Source organism: Mucilaginibacter endophyticus, from assembly GCF_003351025.1.
Classification (GTDB): domain Bacteria; phylum Bacteroidota; class Bacteroidia; order Sphingobacteriales; family Sphingobacteriaceae; genus Mucilaginibacter; species Mucilaginibacter endophyticus.
The window spans coordinates 168229-187586 of the sequence record NZ_QPCG01000004.1 but is presented as its reverse complement, the minus strand read 5'-3'; the positions used below and the strand labels follow the sequence as shown (position 1 = coordinate 187586).

The window sequence follows — 19358 nt, the reverse complement described above, 5'->3', positions numbered from 1 at the left end:
TTCTAAATATGATAATTTAATATATCTCCTGGAAAAAACCTGCTAACGAAACGTTAAAATAATAACAAATTTTACGAAGTGTTTCTAATCTGATATCAATAATACCTGATTCGAGCCTTGCAATATTTATGCGTGTTTCTTTAAAAAACTTCTCCTGAGTAACCCGGTTTTGCTTGCGTAGCGTTTTAATCTGCAAGGCTACTTTTCGTTTAAACGCGTTATCGGTGTCGTTAAGGTATTCAAAATCAGTTAAAAGCATGGGTGGATCGGCTTATTGAATATTTTATGTTTTTTGTGAAAGCTAAAAATAAAATATCATCAATACATTTTATATGCAGATATTATTCTTTTATAAAAATGAACAACTAACGTTTAAACATGAAATATTAATGCCACAATTTTATAATTATGGCAAAAGATTTGTATAGAATTACACGCCCTGTATCATCTGTGAAAAAATAAGAGATTTAGTAACATCTACCTGTGAAAAATTAAAATTGAATTCTCAGACGCCCAAGTTGAGATTTTTTGTTCTTTGTTTTGGGTTTAATCAATAGTTTAAATTAATTAGGGGAAAGGGAGCTTCAAAAAAGCTCTCTTTTTTTGTTTATAAAATTTTACTATGCATGCATAGTAATTTATATATTTATGTTTTAATTATACCCATGTATTTTGAACTGACCGAAGAACAAAAAATGATTCGCCAGGCTGCGCGCGATTTTGCGCAAACAGAATTGAAACCTGGTGTTATAGAACGCGACGAACTGCAAAAATTTCCCGCCGAACAAGTAAGGAAGCTTGGCGAACTTGGTTTCTTGGGCATGATGGTATCGCCGCAGTATGGCGGGGCCGGCCTGGATGCTATATCGTACGTGCTGGTGATGGAAGAGCTTTCCAAAATTGATGCCTCCACCTCCGTAATTGTATCTGTAAATAATTCGCTGGTATGTTATGGACTTGAGAAGTATGGCAGCGAAGAACAGAAGCAGAAATACCTGGTACCGTTAGCCAAAGGCGAATGTATCGGTGCGTTTTGCCTTTCGGAGCCCGAGGCAGGATCTGATGCTACATCGCAAAAAACAACCGCTATTGATATGGGCGATCATTACCTGCTCAATGGTACCAAAAACTGGATCACCAGTGGTAGCACGGCTTCTACCTATATTGTGATAGCCCAGACTGATGTAGCTAAAAAACATCACGGCATTAATGCCTTTATTGTTGAAAAAGGTATGTCTGGTTTTACTGTTGGCGCTAAAGAAAATAAAATGGGCGTGAGGGGATCAGATACTCATTCACTGATGTTTACCGATGTTAAAGTGCCCAAGGAAAACCGTATTGGCGAAGACGGCTTTGGTTTTAAATTCGCTATGGGATTGCTTGAAGGCGGCCGGATAGGGATCGCCTCGCAGGCTTTGGGCCTGGCTTCGGGTGCTTATGAGCTGGCAGTGCAATATGCTAAGGAACGTAAAACCTTTGGCAAAACACTGGCCGATCATCAGGCTATCCAGTTTAAGCTGGCCGATATGGCAACGGAAATTGAAGCTGCCCGTTTAATGTGTCTAAAGGCAGCCTGGCTTAAAGACCATGGTAAACCATATGTGCACGCCTCGTCAATGGCTAAATTATATGCCTCTGATGTGGCTATGCGAACTACTACCGAAGCTGTTCAGATCCATGGCGGTTACGGTTATGTGAAGGAATATCACGTTGAACGCCTGATGCGGGATGCTAAAATAACGCAGATTTATGAGGGGACGTCTGAAATTCAAAGAATTGTCATTTCGCGCGGATTGTTGAAATAACGGTACTGTTTTTATACCTTTGAAAGTATATAGATTAAGTAGACTATATATTTAAGTATGACTTTCAAAAATATCGCGGCCGGTGTTTGCGGATTACTATTTCTGCAAACCGGCTTTGCTCAAACTAAACTAAAAACCGGCGAATGGCGTGGTGCGCTTAAAACAAAATCGGGTACCGAAATTCCTTTCAATTTTGAGGTTAATAGCACCGGAGGCAAATCACAATTAGCCATTATTAACGGTGCCGAGCATTTTAAGGTAACCGATGTTACCACCAAAGGCGATTCTGTTTTTATCCACATGCCTTTGTTCAATTCTGATTTTAAACTGAAACTTAATGGAGATAGCCTTAACGGCAATTGGGTAAGGCACCTGGCCGATAATGATCTTCTTGTTCCATTCAGTGCAGTGCCTAATACTTCATGGCGATTTTTCAAAAGCCCGGAAAAACCCGCGTTTAATATTGGTGGCCGCTGGTCGGCAGTATTTGGCCAAGGGGAGGGCCGTGATACAACCGTTGGCGAGTTTAAACAGGATGGCAATAAACTTACCGGTACTTTCCTGACCACCACCGGCGACTACCGCTACCTTGAGGGTTCGGTGAGTGGTAACAAACTTTACCTGTCTACTTTTGATGGCGGTCACGCTTATACCTTTACCGCTACTATCAGCGACGATAAAACGATAACCGACGGTAAATTTTACGCAGGGTATTCTTCAGTACAGGCGTGGACAGCAGTAAAAGATGAAAACGCCAAATTGCCTGATGCATATTCTCTCACGTCGTTAAAGTCGGGCTATAAAAAATTAGCTTTCAGCTTTAAAGATCTTGATGGTAAAACGGTGTCATTGGATGATGAAAGGTTCAAGAATAAAGTAGTCATTGTTCAGATCCTGGGCTCATGGTGCCCCAACTGTATGGATGAAACCGCTTATATGGTTAACTACTATAAAAAATACCACAATAAAGGTGTCGAAGTAATTGGTCTGGCCTACGAGCGCACCACCGATTTTGAGAAATCGAAGAAAGCGCTACAGCAGGTGAAAGACAGGTTTAAAGTAACCTATCCGCTATTGATAACAGGCTACACCAGCGACAAAAAGCAAACAGCTCAAAGTTTGCCTATGCTATCAAAAGTAGTTGGTTTCCCAACCACCATTATTATTGATAAAAGCGGTGATGTACAAAAAATCCATACCGGTTTTAGTGGCCCGGGAACCGGTGAGCATTACACAGAGTTTATCAGTGAGTTTGAAAAGCTAACGGATGATTTACTTGTCGCCCCCCCCGCCCCCTAAAGGGGGTGCTTACCTTCAAGCTGCTCTTTTTACGCATAAACAAAAAAGGCATCGCCATCGGCAATGCCTTTTTTGTTTGAAAGCAATATAAACCTTGCAAATCAAAGGCACCCCCTTTAGGGGGCGGGGGGGGCAACTTGTACCCCAAAATACGCCTCTAACTCATTCAACGTAGATGAACTGGTTGCGATATCTTTAATGATCACGCCCTTTTCCATCAGCAGGATCCTGTCACAAACATCGGTGATATGGTTAAGATCGTGACTGGATACTATGGTGGTTACACCTTTGCTTTTATTGAGGTCTTTCAGCAGGTTTTTAAGTCTGAACTGGGTACTTGGGTCGATGTTGGCGAAAGGCTCGTCGAGCATTAACAATTCAGGCTCTTGCAGCAAGCAGGATGCAACACCTACCTTGCATTGATTTCCTTTAGAAAGATCGCGGATGTATTTACCTTTTTTCAGGATCTCGCCATTAAAAAAGTCGGTGAGGCTTATTAATACTTCATCAACATGCGCCTTGTTGAGATTGTGCAATCCTCCTATGAAATAAAAATATTCTTCGGGCGTGAGGTAGTCTATTAAAAAACCTTCATCGAGATAGGCGGCGGTGTAATCTTTCCATTTTTCATGACCGGCTACAACCTCGCCATTTGATAAGATTTCGCCACTTTCGGCCCGGATCAAATCAAGCACCATCCGGAACAGCGTGGTTTTTCCTGCGCCGTTATTGCCCACAAGGCCAACGCTTTCACCTTTATTGATTTGCAGTGCTGGTACATCTACAACGGTAACGCCGTTATAAATCTTTTTTAAATTTCTTACTTCAATCATGTTTTATTTATTTCTGAAGCCTTCGGCAATGGTGTAACGTTTTTGTATAAAATCCTCTTCCAGTTTTTTAACCCAAAAGTCGCGGGTTAAAACAAATATGATCCCTATAGTGGCAAGCATGGCCAGCCCAATATCGGCATGCTTAAACAGGGAGAAGGGGAGGTAAATAATATATGGCGTGAGCATAAGCGGGAACGAGATGAGCATCTGCGTAGCGCCTACACCTTCCCAGTTAAATGAAGCGCCTTTTGACAGGTTGATGCTTTTTGCATTGCGGTTAGCAAAAAACAACACTATAGTTGTGTTAACGCCGATGTTCCACAGGTACATTACAAAATGCACTAATACAATGTGCCAGCCAAAATAGGCATAAGGTGTGGTTAGGATAAAGGCCACCGTTGATACCATGGTAAACAACAGGTATTTAGCCTTCAAGAAATCGCGGAAGTTGATCTTGCTCACCAACAAACCATCAAAATGCGCGGCCTGCCAGCTATACATGAACTGACCGTAGTTAATGATGAAAATACCCGTCATGAACATGCCAACAAAAATGTACCAGGTTTGTCCGTAATGGCTGTTGGTATAAAATATGAGCCCATAAAACATAAAGAATAAGCCCATAACCAGTGCCGAGCGAGGGCGCTTGTTGCGGAAAATCAATTTCAGCTCATTAGCTACCAGATCGCCAACCTTTCCAAACCGGTTTAACAACGGAAACTCTGTGCTGCTTTTATAGGCTGATGCCTTGCGTGAGCTTAATTCTTCGAGGTAGAGATTTTGCTTTAAGTAGGCAAAATTGATGTAGTACATGGCTACAGCAAGTATCATAGGGAGTAATACTAATACCGGTTTAGTGAGCAAATGCCCGAAATAGAGGTAAGAAGTATTACGGACTGAGTACAGGTGGAATTTAAAATCGCCTGTGATGATCAGTCCCAGTGTTGCTATGAATATCAGAAAAACCCATCCGTTTAAATTGGCCTTGCGCTTAATAAATAAGGCCAGGTAATTGTTGAAGAGCATAAAGCCTAAAATGGCCAGTACAAAGGCCAATGCCGGCAAAGCGCCCGAGTCAGTCAGGATCACCTTTAAAACAAAGGGGATAAAAAGTATAATGGGCCAAAGGTTAAAAACCGAGAGCATAGCCGTGAAAGCCAGGTATGATACTACAGTATTGCGTTTAACAGGCAAATGGAGATAGGGTTGAACCCTTAAGGTAGGCAACTCCTGCAACTGCATGCGCATGATCAGGTCAAACAAAAAGTAAAGGAGGATAATGCCGCAAAAAGAGATCACCACGTCATCATGCGGAAAGGCTGCTTCCAAAATTTTATTTAAAAATAGCCCCGCAAACAAAATGCAGGCAAAAAGATAAAGGATAAGTAAGGCCATTACCACGCGGATAGCGATACTTTTACCTGTGTTTTTTGACCGCCAGAAAGCTTTTAGTTCGTGCCCGAGGAAGGTAGTGATCATAGATATAGACAGTTAAGGGTTAAGGTATAGGTTTAGTTAAAGATATACCCTTTGAAAGCAAGGCTTAAATTAGTATTTATACCTGTCGCCCCAAAGTTTTCTTAACTTTTCTTTTGATTCATTTTCGCGCGCATTGTTACCGGGATCATAAATTTTTGTTCCGCGGAGGGCGTCGGGCAGGAAATCAAGATCAGTAAAATTGCCCTCGTAGCTATGGGCGTATTTGTAGTCCTTTCCGTAGCCTATATTTTTCATAAACTTGGTTGGGGCATTCCGCAAATGCAGCGGCACTGGTAAATCGCCGGTTTGGCGCACCAGGGCTATAGCTGCACCTATGGCTGTAGTAGCAGAGTTACTTTTAGGAGAAGTAGCCAGATAAATAGCTGTTTGCGATAATATCAGCTGCGATTCGGGCATGCCTATTTTATTAACCGCTTCAAAGCAGCTTTGTGCCAGCAGCAGGGCGTTTGGATTAGCGTTGCCAATATCTTCGGAGGCGAGAATGAGCATACGGCGGGCGATAAACAGCGGATCTTCGCCGCCCACTATCATACGCGCCAGCCAGTAAACCGCACCGTTAGGATCAGAACCCCGCATAGATTTGATAAAGGCCGAAATAATGTCATAGTGCTGCTCGCCTGTTTTGTCATACAGAGCCATGTTTTGCTGCACATGTTCCAGTACAACTTCATCGGTTAATATTATTTCCTGGGTGTCGAAGGCATTGATCAGCAACTCAAAAATATTGAGCAGCTTGCGGGCATCGCCTCCCGAAAGGCGCAGTAAAGCTTCGTAATCTTTTATGGTGATGTTTTTTTCCTTCAAAACCACATCTTCCTGCATGGATTTGTTTAGCAGGTCAATCAGGTCGGTTTCGGAAAGTGGTTGCAATATGTAAACCTGGCACCGTGAGAGCAAAGCCGAGATAACCTCGAAGGATGGATTTTCGGTAGTAGCGCCTATCAGGGTAACTATGCCCCGTTCTACGGCACCTAAAAGAGAATCCTGCTGGGATTTGGAAAAACGGTGGATCTCATCAATAAATAATATCGGCAGTATGGCACCTTGTTCTTTTAACTGAGATGCTTTTTCTATTACCTCGCGTACATCCTTAACTCCCGAATTGATGGCACTCAAAGCAAAAAACGGCCGAAAAAGCGATTGCGAAATGATATAGGCCAACGTTGTTTTACCAACGCCTGGCGGCCCCCAAAATATCATTGATGGCAACGAGCCCGATTCGATGGCTTTACGCAGAACAGCTCCCTGTCCAACAAGATGTTTTTGCCCAACGTAATCGTTAAGCGATTTGGGGCGCATACGTTCGGCTAATGGCGGGAGGTTATTCATAAAAGTAAAATTCAGAAAAGAAAACGCTAAATCCTAAAAAAATTAGTAATTAATGAAGCAACCCCAATTGCTTAAAAAAGGAAGTAATGGAAAAATGTCATTTCGATAGAGCACCGCCGGGAAGGAGCGTTGGGGCGAAAGAGAAATCTTATACGCCCTGCTTAACCTCAGTACTGGGTGTATAAGATTTCTCCTCACCCTTGCACACAGCTCCAATTGGTTCGTTCGAAATGACAATTTTGCGATTTCTTACTGAAAGCATGGAACAACACATCAACAAAAAAGGCTGCCTCCATTACGGAAGCAGCCTTTGCAATATATATTCGAATTTTTATTAATTACTGTTGGTTAGGATTTTGATCGCTGTCGTTATTATTATCTTCAGGATCATCTGACGGAGTACCTACAATTTTGTAAGCTTTGTTGTCGCCATTTTGAGTTTCCTGGTAGTAGTAACCATCAGGAGATACAAATAGCTTTTCGCCATTGATCTTGATCTTCCTGCAATCAGCTGGTAATTGGGTTACAATGTCGCCAATTTGCGGGCCCTGATCAACACTGCTGCCATCGCCGTTACCCTGATCGGTATTTAACTGACCGTCTTTACCGGCAATCACGTAAACTGTTGATCCATCGTCTTTAGTATATGGCTGATAGTAAACACCATTCAACTCATAATACTGCTCGCCGTTGATCATGATTGATTCTGCACCTGATGGCAAGGTTTTGATCTCGGCACCAATTGGAGGCTCAACAACGGTATATTGATCGTTGTACTGACGATAGTACAAACCATCGCTGTAGTAGTATTGGTAATCGCCCCACCAGAAAGGATAGTAGCCGTATGGCAAGAAACCTATGCTAAAACCTAAACGTGGATAATAAAACGAATTATAATAGTTACGGTATGGATAGTAGTAGTGACTGCCAAAGTAACCGCCACGGCCACCGTAGTGGTAAGTGCCAGGATAAACCCTGCGACCACCATAGGCGTAACCACCGCCTCTGTAATAGGTACCACGACCGCCATTGTAAACTCTTCTGTCTACAGTTGCATAACCGCCACGAGTGCCATTGTATACACGGGCAGTGCTGCCATAGCTGCGTTGTGGTGCTATTGATGAGCTGTTTGGCCTGATACCACCATAGCTGCGTTGTTGCGGAGTGCCGTAGCTACTACGTGAATCGGTGCCATAGCTACGTTGTGGTGCAGCTATCGCGGTACGGGTGCTACCGTTAAACGAGGTTGAAGGGCGTGAAAAACTGCCACCTGAAGGACGGGAAAAACTACCGCCTCCGCCACCACCGCCGCCTGACGATCTTGAGCCACCGCCTCCTCCGCCACCGCCGCCACCACGAGAACCACCGCCGCCACGTTGTGCATCAGCATTGAATGCTAAAGACAGGCTCAACAAGCCTCCTAAAGCAATTGTTAATAGATTTTTATATGTCCTTTTCATGATGAAAGAATTTTTAACTGATCAGCATAATATTTTTTGCTGATATAAATATATAGACTATTAAATGTTTAAACGGTTTAACGCGTTTTAAATTATTTTTTACTCAAAAAGCGAACCAATACTATCTATACGTACAGGTCGCCGGTTTCGCTACGCTATATCCTCGGCAATGAACAAAAAAGATTGCTCAAACTGAAGGGTAAAAAAGCCATCGTGTGTGGTTTTATACCTGTTGCCGCCAACGGCTTCAAGCCCGCTTAATTGCAAGCCCGAAGGGTGCGAAAGCAATTCAATGAAGTCGCCTGCCGGTTTCCACTTACTGAAACCCGAATTAACCGGGTAGATCTTTTGTTGCTCCCTGAAAATTACCAGGCTTATTTTATCAGCATAAAACAAAAAATCTTTCAGCTCCAGTACATCAGTAACCACATTAACCGCCGGGTAATTATGCGTTACCAGGTATTTTAAAGCAGCGCCGGCCGAGTTATCCTCGCCGGTTGGCATCAGCTTTACATCCGATTGCAAATCACCTGCATCACCATCGCTAATTATCCAGTCAACCTTGATGCCCGAGGTGTTCAGTTTTTCTGCAGTATCGGTTGTGCAAATCACCGTAGGGCTCCACTCCAACAACTGACCAAGCATTTCCTCGTCAAAAGTATCCATACTTAAAACCAGTAAAGCAGGCTCCTGTTTTTCGCGAACTATATGATGTGATGACATTGCTAATGTAGATGGAACAGATGAATATTAAATGAAAATATAAAGATGAGGTTTTTATTGATTGCTGAAACCAAATCAATGTTTTATGACGGTAGAATCGCTTTTTTTAAATAGTTTAGTCCAAGTGACTATTAGGAAACGGGGTCTTTTTAAAATCGATGTCATTTCGATAGAGCATGGTAGGGGAAGTGTGCCAGGAGCGAAAGAGAAATCTTGTACGTTAAGCAAATCTGATACGCGTGCGGAATCAGCAAGACGTATAAGATTTCTCACTCGTTCCTCGTATCGAAATGACAGGGGATAGAGGGCGGCTCACCATCAATACATCTTTCTATAAAACTCCTTAATGCTTGCTGCCGGATCAGAAACGAGATTTATAGCCGATGATACCGCTATTCCATCTATTCCTGTTTGAAGCAAAGGTTCTACATCATCCAATTGGATGCCGCCGGCGGCAATTACAGGAATGTTGATACCCAGCTTTTCCAGTTCACGATATCCGCCAAAGCCAAGAGGGACACTATCGTTCGAGTCATCGGTTAAAGTAGATGAAAACGGGCCATAGGCGTAATAATCAACTACGCCGGTGCTTTGTAATTTTAGTAGTTCGTCAGCGTCATTAACAGATGCGCCAAGGGTTTTATCCGCGCCGATAATTTTTCGTATAGTCGGGAGGTCAGCGTCGATATCATCAATATGTACACCCTGTGCGTCAACCCGGTCAATCAAATCATAATGGTTGGCGATGATAAGGGTTGCTCCCCAATCGTCGCAAATTTCGGCTATCTCGTTTATTTCGTCAATCAGTTCGTCTTCGGGTTTACTCATGCAATGATATTGCACCCAGTTTGCGCCTGCGCCGCAAGCAATTTGTACCTGCTGCACATGGCTTCGGCCCGGCATATCCTGTGTAACGTAATGAAATCTGGAGATATATTTTTTCATCGCTTTTTTCCAAATTAAAAAGTCCCGAGCCAAACAAGGCCGTTTGGCTGTGCTTTAACTCAGGACTTTGTACGAAAAACTTACAACTTAGTTCTTCAACGCCTCGCTAACAGTTTTACCCACGCAGCCATTAGGTGCCTGGATATGTAATAACGATGCTATAGTAGCCGAAATATCAGTCATGTGTGTTTGGCGGGTAAGGCTGCCATGTTTAATACCCCAGCCCATAAACACCATTGGAATGTGCGAATCATACGGGTTCCAGGTACCATGTGTAGTGCCGGTTGGGCCGCGGTCATTAGAACCATGACCGGTATACCATGCCGGTTTCAAAATGATTTGGATTGCTCCACTATGCTCTGCGTTGTAACCGTTAATGATCATGCTGCGCAAATCGTCAGGAATATTAGCTTCCTGGATTTTTTGCAGGTCGATGGCATAGGCAATACCCGATTGTTTTTTTAGGTATTCAATGCAATCCAGTTTTATAGCTTCTTCGCTAACGCCTGCTTTTGCAAGGGCCGCGTTATTGAAGTTAACCTGGTAATTATCCATGCTGATGATCAGGTTGTTCACTTTGTATTTATCGCTGATCATGGTGTTCATTTCTTTCGCGGCTTTGCTGTCGTCCCAAACACCTGCGGGGATGTTATGATCTTTTAAAAAGTTAGGATTGTGGGCAGCGCCATGGTCGGCACTCAGAAATACCGAATAATTGCCTTTACCAACAGTAGCATCTAAATAATTAAAAAATGCTGCCAGGTCCTGGTCAAGCCTTAAATAAGTGTCTTCAACCTCAACCGAGTTAGGGCCAAACTGGTGACCAACATAATCTGTTGATGAAAGACTTACTGCTAAAAAGTCGGTTACGGTATTTTTACCCAGTTTTTCGCCCTCAATGGCCGCTTTAGCCAGGTCAAGGGTCATGGTGTTGCCGAAAGGAGTAGAGCGGATCATACCGATGCGGCCTTTATACAATTCAGATGTTTTTACCGGCAGGGTTGGTGTAGCAGCACCTGAAAATTTGCCTTCGTAACGGTCGCTATTATCAGGGGCACTTTGTACGTAAGTATCAATAGGGTATAATGGGTTCCAATCCTGTTTTAGGTATTTTTCAGCAATTTTTTGACCGTTGAAAGTTTTAACCCAGGCAGGCAGGTCATTCATATAATAAGTACTGGTGATCCAGTTGCCGCTTGCATCATCAAACCAGTAAGCTGCATTTGCCGAGTGACCTGCAGGCAGGATACCGCCGCGGTCTTTCAAGGCAATACCGATAACTTTTGAACGGAAATTAGTAGCAAGCCTCAACTCATCGGTAATTGTGCTAACCAATAAATTACGGGGCGACATTTGTCCTGCTTTTGAAGTACTACCAACAGCAACAACAGTGCTATCGTCAGTACAATACATTGATTTGCCTGTAGCCTGGATAATAAAATCGTTACCAACTATACCATGCAGGGCAGGGATAGAACCGGTGTAAATGCAAGTGTGGCCGGCCGCTGTTACAGTCGGGATATAGTCGATATTAGTGTTTTCGCAGGTGAAACCTTCATTAAGCATGCGTTTAAAACCACCGGTTTGGTAACGGTCATAATAACGGTACAGGTAATCCCAGCGCATTTGGTCAACCACTAAACCCACAACCAGTTTTGGGCGGGGAATTGATGCAGACGCAGCGGGCGTTGTTGTAGTTTTCTTTTTTTGTGCCGATACCGAAACGGTAGCGAAAGAGAGGGAAATAAGAAGCAGATGTTTAAACTTCATCGCGGGAAAAGATTTTTGATTGTGCCAAATATCAACAAAGCATTTAAAATGCAATATGATGTTTTTGTTAACTATATAGATTGTTACAAAGGCACTTTAAAAGCGTAAGCGGTTTAAGGAAAACTTTGTAAGTTTAACAAACCAATCATTAAACCTTTTTAAATGAAACGCACCCTTTTGCTTCCGCTTTTGCTGCTGGTAAGTTCTGCCTTCTCTCAAAATAAAAGCCTTGATGTTGTAGCTACCGATGCAGGCAAAGTATCGGGCTATCAGGCAGGCGATGTGCATATTTATAAAGGCATTCCCTTTGCGGCTCCGCCGGTTGGCGATTTACGTTGGAGAGCGCCTCAGCCTGCAAAGCCCTGGGATGGCGTAAAAAAATGTACCGAATTTGCTGCCAGCCCTATGCAGGGTAAGCCTGATCCGTTTGGGGTTTACACACGTGAATTTTTGATTCCTTACGAACCTATCAGTGAAGATTGCCTTTACCTGAACGTATGGACTGCCGCCAAAATATCCACAGAAAAACGCCCGGTATTGGTATACATTTACGGTGGAGGATTTGTAAGCGGTGGCGCGGGTGTACCTATTTATGATGGCGAAGCGATGGCAAAAAAGGGGATCATATTTGTCGTGATTAACTACCGTGTTGGGATCTTTGGCTTCTTCGCCCATCCCGAATTAACTAAGGAGTCGCCGCACCATGCCTCAGGAAATTATGGTTTGATGGATCAGTTGGCTGCATTGAAATGGGTAAAACAGAACATCGCTGCCTTTGGAGGAGATCCGGATCGGGTTACTATAGCGGGCCAGTCGGCAGGCTCCATGAGTGTAAATTGTTTGGTGGCGTCACCATTAGGAAAGGGGCTGTTTAATGGCGCGATTGCCGAAAGTGGGGCCAGTTTTATCAGCCCGCGCGGATCTGGCGGCTTGAAAGAGGCAGAAGAAAGCGGCCTAAAGACAGCGACTACATTAGGAGTAAGTTCTCTTGCGGAATTGAGAAGCAAATCGGCTGCCGAACTGGTTGGTAAAGGACAAAGCCGCCCGGTTATTGATGGTTATGTTTTACCGGAAAGTATCGCCGATATTTTTAATGAGCATAAACAAAATGATGTGCCTGTGCTTACCGGCTGGAATGAAGATGACGCCTTTGTTGGTCCGCCAAAAACAGCCGAAGATTATAAAAAGATGATCAGCACCCAATACGGTGCAGATGCCGATGAACTTTTAAAGCTATACCCGGCAGGTTCAGATCAGGAAGCCGCTACTTCTCAAACCCGGATAAACCGCGACCAGATTTTCGGGATGCAGAATTACACCTGGGCCAACATACAGAGCGAAAAGGCGAAATCGAAAATTTACGTTTACCGCTTTACCCGCCGCCTGCCTGCTACTGCCGATTTTGTTAAATATGGTGCTTTCCATACCGGTGAGGTAGCCTACGCTTACGATAATCTTAAATTCCTGAACCGCCCATGGGAACCTGTTGATCAGCAATTGGCCAATACCATGAGCACCTATTGGGCAAATTTTGCTAAAACCGGTAACCCAAATGGGAAAGGTGTACCTACATGGCCGGCCTATACAGCAAGCGATAATAAAATTATGATACTGGGCGAAAAGCCGCTGGCCGGGCCATTGCCTGATAAGGCAGCTTTGGATTTTATGGTGAAGCGCGCAAACGGAAAATAGTTTTTAGCAAAGGGTTTCGGGATAATTTGAGCAGTGTAAAAAGAAGCATTAATTGCAAGTTGGCATATTAATGCCTAATTTCCTGATCTATACATTGCCAATGAAAAGATATTTCTTAAGTCTAACCCTTTCCCTGATAATAACCGCTGCTTACAGTCAGCACAAGGCAGTTGATAGAGTGATTGACTCCTGTATCAAAAAACGAAATTTCAACGGGGCGATTTTAATAGCCAAAAACGGCAAGCCTGATTATTTAAAATATACGGGTTTAGCTAACAGGCATTATAATATTAACTTTTCTTCCAAAACAAGGTTCCAGATTTTTTCTGTTACCAAAACGTTTACAGCCGTACTCATTATGCAGCTATATGAGCAGGGTAAGATTAAACTTGACTCAACTATATCGGCCTACTATCCCGAATATAAAGGAGAAGCGTCACATAAAGTAACCATCCGGAATTTGCTTACTTATAGCAGCGGCAGGTATTTAAAAGAAATGGATCCTAAATTTATTCCTGAAGCTTATGATCAGAATTTATGGCCTGTAGATACCTTCATTAACAGGTATTGCTCCGAAAAACTGATTGATACACCGGGAACGAAATTCAATTACAGCAATGGCGATTTTATTTTGCTGGGCAAGATCATTGAGAAAATTTACAATCAGCCGTTTGACGTTGTTTTACGGGATAAGATCCTGATCCCCCTTAAAATGAACAATACCAATTACCTGCACCATGAGGATATTGTTGGTGATCTTGATGAAGGCTATTACAACAAAGCGGGCAGTGTGGATTCCTTAATTATGCCTACTTACCACTATATCGATAATCATTTCTCGGCAGGGGCCATGTATTCAACGCCGCAGGACCTGCTTATTTTTGACCAGGCCATATTTAATCACACCTTGTTAAAGAAAGCCACTGTTGATTTAATGCTGACGTCGTATCCCAAGCTTGGCGATGTGGCCTTTGGCTTTTGGGTATATCCGCGAAAGATTGGAAAAACAAATACCATTTTTGCCGAGCGGCAGGGCGGTGGATACGGTAACGAATCAAACTGGGTGCATTTGATCAACAAAGGCGTGACCCTTATCCTGCTATCAAACACAGAAACAACCGATCTGAATAAAATGCGTTTAGATGTCCTTGATGCTTATCTAAATTGGAAAGAGTCTTACGAAGCTTTAAAAACTTCGTAAGGCTTGCAGTTTTATTCCTCTACAATATAAACTTAGTGCTCAGGAAATTGGAATCGTTGTCATTCACAATTTCGTTGATGATGTTTTTATTGGTTTCGGTCATTTTGGTGGTAACCAATGAGCGGATAGAGAACGACCTTAAAGCGTCATGCACCGAAAGGGTACCCTCGGCACTGTCCTTACGGCCGGTGAATGGGAATACGTCCGGGCCACGCTGGCACTGGCTGTTGATATTAACACGGCTCACCAGGTTCACAAACGGATCTATCAGCGACGAAATTTCTTTGGCATCATTACTGAAAATACTCACCTGCATACCATGTGGGGAATCTATCTGGTAAGTGATCGGCTCCTCAATATCCTCAAACGGAATAACCGGGATCACCGGGCCAAATTGCTCTTCGCGGTACAGCTTCATGTTTTCATTAACCGGGTAAACAATGGCCGGGAAAAAGAACGAAGCCGATGTTTCGCCGCCATTCTCGTTGATCACTTTAGCGCCATTGGCCAGGGCATCATTTACAATATCGGTTAAATAGGCTGGTTTGTGCGGCTCTGGAAGCGGAGTAAGTTTTACATCTTTTTCCCATGGCAAACCGAACTTAAGTTTAGCGACAGCTTCACTCAACAGCTTTAAAAACTCGTCGGCGACTTCTTTATGTACAAATATTACTTTAATGGCCGTACAACGCTGGCCGTTAAATGATAGCGAGCCTAAAATACATTCGCTTACGGCTTGCTGCAGATCGGCGTGTTTGGTTACAATAGCCGCGTTTTTGGCATCCAGGCTTAAAACAGCCCTTAAACGGTTAATTTTAGGGTGACGTTTTTTCAGATCGTTAGCCACTTTGCTCGAACCGATGAAAGCCAGTACATTCACTTTACCTGATGCCATTAAGCCTGGGGTTACCACAGCACCGCGACCATAAATGGTATTCACCACACCTTTAGGAAATGATTCCTGGAATGCTTTTAACAATGGGTAGTGCAGCAGCGTACCATGTTTAGGTGGTTTAAATAAAATGGTATTGCCCATGATCAGCGCAGGGATCAGCGTTGTAAAAGTTTCGTTCAGCGGATAGTTGAACGGGCCCATGCAAAGTACCACACCTAAAGGAGAGCGACGGATCTGCGCTACCAATCCTTCGGCCATTTCAAAGCGTGACGACTGGCGGTCGATATCCTTCAGGGCGTCGATAGTAGCATTGATGTACTCAATGGTACGGTCAAATTCTTTGGCCGAGTCGGCATATGATTTGCCAATTTCCCACATCAGCAATTTAACTACCAGCGTGCGTTGTTCGCTCATTTTGTAAATGAAGCGTTCCATGCACTTAATGCGGTCGGCAATGCTCATGGTTGGCCATTCGCCGCGGCCATTGTCATAGGCTTCAAGGGCTGCATCCAAAGCTTCAAATGCTTCTTTTTCGGTGCAAACGGGGTAGGTGCCAATCAGCTTGCGGTTAAAGGTGCCATCCTCGGCCCAAAAGCCAACCGGCGAGTAAACTTCGCTTACTTCGCCGCTCCATGGTTTCATTTCGCCACCGCTCAGGTATTCGCGCTGGTGTACTTCTTCAATCTGAAATTCGGGGGGAATATTGTTTTCATCAACAAAAATTGAACTGAGCTGGGTTTTAAAACTCATATTTTTTCAAGGGTTTGATTCCCCTAAGATAAAAAAAGCCTGCTTTAACAAGCAAGCTTTTATGTGCTAATAATGTTTACTGATTTTATTGTAGCACGAGGGGGGTATTATTAAGTTGCTCTCTTGAGAATGATAATTCATGAATTGACGATTCCCTCCCTTGGGAGGGGTGCGTTAGGATTGTGTGTTGGCAGGGAGGGGTTTATGCGCCTTTGCAATCCGCTGTGCATATCATAGAGACCCCTCCCTACACCCTCCCAGGGGAGGGGAATCGCACGGCCCCTGTTTTTATATTGATTTATCACGCCGCTTCTTTAACCAAAACCATCCCGGCGTAATAATATACGCCATCTCTGAAATCGCCTTCGGCGGTGAAGCCGGTATCGTCAAGGTATTCAACGTGGTTACCTAACACACTGTAATAGCCTGTGTAAGCATCTTGCATATCGCCGCGGGCTTCGGTGTAACGGCCGTTGGGCAAAAATTCATGACGGATCAGCCCATCGCGGGTTGCCCATACACCTATATAATGATTTGAATTTATTGTTGTATTGCTGTTGAAAGCGTTAGTTCTTTCCATGTTGCTAATTCGTTTTGAACGAATGCCAGCTTTTTCTCAACCAGACCGTAAGCATCCTCGCCTAAAAATAAATTAAGTGGCGGGTTAGCTTCCTTAGTTATGCTGATCATGGCTGCGGCTGCTTTTTCAGGGTCGCCGGCCTGTTGCTGGTCCATATCGTTTTGGTGAAAATTTACTGTGTCCCGTACATTTTGATAGTCTGCTATCTGGTTTTGAGGTACTGCCAATGAACCTGCCAACAGAAAGTTGGTCCTGAAATAACCCGGCTGCACAATGGTAACCTTTATGCCAAATGGCGCTACTTCGGCCGATAATGTTTCGGAGAAACCATTAACGGCAAATTTGGTGGCGCAATAAATACCGCCGCCTGCAAACGCACCGGTAAAGCCACCTATTGACGAAACGTTTAAAATATGACCTGATTTTTGAGCACGCAGATAAGGCAGCGCTTTGCGGATCACATTCAATGAGCCAAATACGTTGATCTCAAAGTTATCACGGGCTTCGCGATCGGTTAGTTCTTCAATGCCGCCCAATAAGCCATACCCGGCATTGTTGACAATCACATCAATTTTTCCAAAGGTTTTTACCGTAAGTTCAACCGCTTCCTGTACACTGTCTTCGTTGGTTAAATTAACGGCAAGCGGTAAAAACTGCTCACTGTTTGCGTCAACTGCTTTACTCAGATCGCTTAAATTGCGCGATGTGGCGGCTACCTTATAGCCCTCATTTAATAGTCGTTTGACTAAGGCAAGTCCCAGTCCCTTAGAGGCCCCGGTGACAAACCATACTTTATTGTTTTCCATAGTTTTAGATAGATTTTAATTTTATTGATTTGTTACTGTTTGCCCGGTGATTTTTGATTTTCGCTTATTTTGAAGCGTAAAATCTCCGGAAATTGATATTATCGTGTTTGGCCAAGCGGGCGTACCACCACCTCGTTTACGGTAATGTTATCCGGCTGGCTAATGGCATAGATCACCGCGTTGGCAATAGCCTCTTCATCAAGCTTAGGCATATTGGTCAGGTTACCATACAGGCCTTTTATCTTCGGGCTGGTAATGTCATGTCCCAACTCGGATTTTGTAGCGCCCGGATATATAGTAGTTACTTTTATGGTTTGGGCAACTTCCTCGCGCAGGGTTTCCATAATGGCCTTAACCGCGAATTTGGTGCCGCTGTACACACCAATACCCGGCGAAGTTTTTAAGCCACCTACCGATGAGGTAGAAAGGATGTGCCCTTCGCCCCGTTGAAGCATGTGAGGAAGCACGGCATTAATGCCATACAGTACACCTTTAATATTGATGTCAATCATTTTGTCCCATTCATCCACATGGCCTTCTTCAAAAAAGGAGATAGGCATGATGCCGGCATTGTTCCACATTACATCAACATGGCCAAATTTGGCTATGGCCTCTTGGATAAGATTATCAAGGTCGGCACGTTTGGCAACGTCGGTAACTACATACATCGCATTTTCGCCAATTTCCTGAGCCAGGGTTTTCAGCTGATCTTCGCGGCGGGCAGCCAGAACTACTTTTGCGCCGAGTTCTGCCAGTTTGCGGGCGGCAGATGCACCGATGCCACTGCTGGCACCGGTTATCACAATCACTTTATCTTTAATACTTTGCATTTTATTGTTTTTATATAGGTAGATATAGGGTAACGGAATAAAAATTTAGAAATCGGTTGAGCAGGTTATATCCTGCCACTGGCGAATTTCATTGTGTAAAGTATCAAGCTTAGCTAAAGCGCGATTGTACGCATCGCCACCTAATAACAGATATAATGGTGGGTTTTCTTCGTAAGCTGCGTTGATAATAGCGGTCGCCGCTTTTTCCGGATCTCCGGCTTGCTTGCCGTCCATTTTGAGGTATTTGTTGTGGATAGCGCGAACTTCTTTATAATCATCAATCTGATTGCTGGTGATCGAAAGCGAATCGGCAGTAAGGAAGCTGGTACGGAAGGCGCCGGGTGCTACCACGGTAACTTTAATGCCCAGTTCTTTAACATCGGCGGCAAGTACTTCTGAAATACCGATCACCGCGTATTTTGATCCGGCGTAAATTGCCCAGCCTGCGTTGCCGGTAATGCCCGCAATAGATGAAATGTTGATGATGTGGCCTGAGCGTTGTTTACGCAGGTAAGGCATTACCGAACGGATCACGTTCAGGGTGCCAAATACATTTACGTCAAATGCCATGCGGGTTTCGGCATCGCTCAATTCTTCGATGGCGCCGCCGATACCGTAGCCGGCATTATTGATTACTACATCAATACGGCCGAAGGCTTCATGAGTATGTTGTAAGGCAAGCGATACGCTGCTTTCGTTTGCCAGATCGACCTGTAGGGGTAAAAAATTATTGCTTGTTGTATTAACCGCTGTGGTTAATTCCTGTAAATTTCTGGAAGTAGCGGCAACAAGCTGTCCTGCTTCCAGTAGTTGTTTTACCAGGCTTAGGCCAAAGCCTTTCGAAGCCCCGGTAATAAACCATACTTTGTTGTTGTCCATAAAAGTTGTTTGCTTTGTTATTAAGATAGAACAAAGTTACAGCGACAACAAGGGGAGGACA

Annotated in this window: 17 protein-coding genes; 4 read left to right on the top strand and 13 right to left on the bottom strand. The window is 43.8% G+C overall.

The genetic code is table 11. The features are described 5' to 3' along the window. Positions 1-16: 16 nt before the first annotated feature. Positions 17-259, bottom strand: a complete 243-nt coding sequence (locus tag DUL71_RS17625; RefSeq protein ID WP_114939349.1) for a helix-turn-helix domain-containing protein — start codon at positions 257-259, stop codon at positions 17-19. Between the two features lie 406 nt (positions 260-665). On the opposite strand from DUL71_RS17625, the gene DUL71_RS17620 reads away from it, so the two are divergent. Next, entirely contained in the window at positions 666-1805 is a 1140-nt protein-coding gene (locus DUL71_RS17620) for an acyl-CoA dehydrogenase (protein WP_114939348.1), read from the top strand. A gap of 57 nt (positions 1806-1862) precedes the next feature. Continuing rightward, on the top strand, positions 1863-3104 hold the full coding sequence (locus DUL71_RS17615) for a peroxiredoxin family protein (RefSeq protein ID WP_114939347.1): 1242 nt from the start codon (positions 1863-1865) through the stop codon (positions 3102-3104). 116 nt (positions 3105-3220) lie between these two features. Here the strand turns inward: DUL71_RS17615 and DUL71_RS17610 are convergent, their stop codons facing one another. From DUL71_RS17610 to pafA, 7 genes are all read right to left on the bottom strand, one after another. Continuing rightward, positions 3221-3937 (bottom strand): ABC transporter ATP-binding protein, encoded by a 717-nt coding sequence (locus DUL71_RS17610; RefSeq protein ID WP_114939346.1) that lies wholly within the window; start codon positions 3935-3937, stop codon positions 3221-3223. 3 nt (positions 3938-3940) lie between these two features. Beyond that, a complete protein-coding gene (locus tag DUL71_RS17605; RefSeq protein WP_114939345.1) occupies positions 3941-5416 on the bottom strand; it encodes a DUF5687 family protein in 1476 nt (491 codons plus the stop codon). Between the two features lie 69 nt (positions 5417-5485). Beyond that, entirely contained in the window at positions 5486-6766 is a 1281-nt protein-coding gene (locus tag DUL71_RS17600) for a replication-associated recombination protein A (protein ID WP_114939344.1), read from the bottom strand. A 338-nt stretch (positions 6767-7104) separates the two neighbouring features. Then, positions 7105-8226 (bottom strand): DUF6515 family protein, encoded by a 1122-nt coding sequence (locus DUL71_RS32025; protein WP_154402422.1) that lies wholly within the window; start codon positions 8224-8226, stop codon positions 7105-7107. 150 nt (positions 8227-8376) lie between these two features. Next, a complete protein-coding gene (locus DUL71_RS17585) occupies positions 8377-8949 on the bottom strand; it encodes a thiamine diphosphokinase (RefSeq protein WP_114939342.1) in 573 nt (190 codons plus the stop codon). A gap of 318 nt (positions 8950-9267) precedes the next feature. Beyond that, positions 9268-9894, bottom strand: coding sequence for a thiamine phosphate synthase (locus DUL71_RS17580; protein ID WP_114939341.1), 627 nt, complete (start codon positions 9892-9894; stop codon positions 9268-9270). Positions 9895-9981: 87 nt separating this feature from the next. Next, positions 9982-11664 carry an alkaline phosphatase PafA gene (gene pafA, locus DUL71_RS17575; protein WP_114939340.1) on the bottom strand — a complete coding sequence of 561 codons (1683 nt, stop codon included), beginning with the start codon at positions 11662-11664 and terminating at the stop codon, positions 9982-9984. 162 nt (positions 11665-11826) lie between these two features. On the opposite strand from pafA, the gene DUL71_RS17570 reads away from it, so the two are divergent. After that, positions 11827-13356, top strand: coding sequence for a carboxylesterase/lipase family protein (locus DUL71_RS17570; RefSeq protein ID WP_114939339.1), 1530 nt, complete (start codon positions 11827-11829; stop codon positions 13354-13356). A gap of 100 nt (positions 13357-13456) precedes the next feature. Beyond that, a complete protein-coding gene (locus DUL71_RS17565) occupies positions 13457-14557 on the top strand; it encodes a serine hydrolase domain-containing protein (RefSeq protein ID WP_208645591.1) in 1101 nt (366 codons plus the stop codon). Between the two features lie 19 nt (positions 14558-14576). Here DUL71_RS17565 and DUL71_RS17560 read toward each other — a convergent pair whose 3' ends face one another. The 5 genes from DUL71_RS17560 to DUL71_RS17540 all read right to left on the bottom strand — a co-directional run bounded on the left by DUL71_RS17560 (position 14577) and on the right by DUL71_RS17540 (position 19297). Beyond that, a complete protein-coding gene (locus tag DUL71_RS17560) occupies positions 14577-16202 on the bottom strand; it encodes an NADP-dependent glyceraldehyde-3-phosphate dehydrogenase (RefSeq protein WP_114939338.1) in 1626 nt (541 codons plus the stop codon). Positions 16203-16503: 301 nt separating this feature from the next. Then, a complete protein-coding gene (locus DUL71_RS17555) occupies positions 16504-16782 on the bottom strand; it encodes an Atu4866 domain-containing protein (RefSeq protein ID WP_114939337.1) in 279 nt (92 codons plus the stop codon). After that, entirely contained in the window at positions 16743-17588 is an 846-nt protein-coding gene (locus DUL71_RS17550; protein ID WP_114939336.1) for an oxidoreductase, read from the bottom strand. The genes DUL71_RS17555 and DUL71_RS17550 overlap by 40 nt, the downstream gene beginning before the upstream one ends. Before the next feature lie 98 nt (positions 17589-17686). After that, positions 17687-18418, bottom strand: coding sequence for an SDR family oxidoreductase (locus DUL71_RS17545; protein WP_114939335.1), 732 nt, complete (start codon positions 18416-18418; stop codon positions 17687-17689). Between the two features lie 45 nt (positions 18419-18463). Then, positions 18464-19297: an oxidoreductase gene (locus DUL71_RS17540; protein WP_114939334.1), complete on the bottom strand. Its 834-nt coding sequence runs from the start codon at positions 19295-19297 to the stop codon at positions 18464-18466. Positions 19298-19358: the final 61 nt, after the last annotated feature.

Bases quoted from the DNA above. Each gene is read 5' to 3' on its own strand.
- DUL71_RS17625 (WP_114939349.1), bottom strand. From the start codon at position 259: ATGCTTTTAACTGATTTTGAATACCTTAACGACACCGATAACGCGTTT.
- DUL71_RS17620 (WP_114939348.1), top strand. From the start codon at position 666: ATGTATTTTGAACTGACCGAAGAACAAAAAATGATTCGCCAGGCTGCG.
- DUL71_RS17615 (WP_114939347.1), top strand. From the start codon at position 1,863: ATGACTTTCAAAAATATCGCGGCCGGTGTTTGCGGATTACTATTTCTG.
- DUL71_RS17610 (WP_114939346.1), bottom strand. From the start codon at position 3,937: ATGATTGAAGTAAGAAATTTAAAAAAGATTTATAACGGCGTTACCGTT.
- DUL71_RS17605 (WP_114939345.1), bottom strand. From the start codon at position 5,416: ATGATCACTACCTTCCTCGGGCACGAACTAAAAGCTTTCTGGCGGTCA.
- DUL71_RS17600 (WP_114939344.1), bottom strand. From the start codon at position 6,766: ATGAATAACCTCCCGCCATTAGCCGAACGTATGCGCCCCAAATCGCTT.
- DUL71_RS32025 (WP_154402422.1), bottom strand. From the start codon at position 8,226: ATGAAAAGGACATATAAAAATCTATTAACAATTGCTTTAGGAGGCTTG.
- DUL71_RS17585 (WP_114939342.1), bottom strand. From the start codon at position 8,949: ATGTCATCACATCATATAGTTCGCGAAAAACAGGAGCCTGCTTTACTG.
- DUL71_RS17580 (WP_114939341.1), bottom strand. From the start codon at position 9,894: ATGAAAAAATATATCTCCAGATTTCATTACGTTACACAGGATATGCCG.
- pafA (WP_114939340.1), bottom strand. From the start codon at position 11,664: ATGAAGTTTAAACATCTGCTTCTTATTTCCCTCTCTTTCGCTACCGTT.
- DUL71_RS17570 (WP_114939339.1), top strand. From the start codon at position 11,827: ATGAAACGCACCCTTTTGCTTCCGCTTTTGCTGCTGGTAAGTTCTGCC.
- DUL71_RS17565 (WP_208645591.1), top strand. From the start codon at position 13,457: ATGAAAAGATATTTCTTAAGTCTAACCCTTTCCCTGATAATAACCGCT.
- DUL71_RS17560 (WP_114939338.1), bottom strand. From the start codon at position 16,202: ATGAGTTTTAAAACCCAGCTCAGTTCAATTTTTGTTGATGAAAACAAT.
- DUL71_RS17555 (WP_114939337.1), bottom strand. From the start codon at position 16,782: ATGGAAAGAACTAACGCTTTCAACAGCAATACAACAATAAATTCAAAT.
- DUL71_RS17550 (WP_114939336.1), bottom strand. From the start codon at position 17,588: ATGGAAAACAATAAAGTATGGTTTGTCACCGGGGCCTCTAAGGGACTG.
- DUL71_RS17545 (WP_114939335.1), bottom strand. From the start codon at position 18,418: ATGCAAAGTATTAAAGATAAAGTGATTGTGATAACCGGTGCCAGCAGT.
- DUL71_RS17540 (WP_114939334.1), bottom strand. From the start codon at position 19,297: ATGGACAACAACAAAGTATGGTTTATTACCGGGGCTTCGAAAGGCTTT.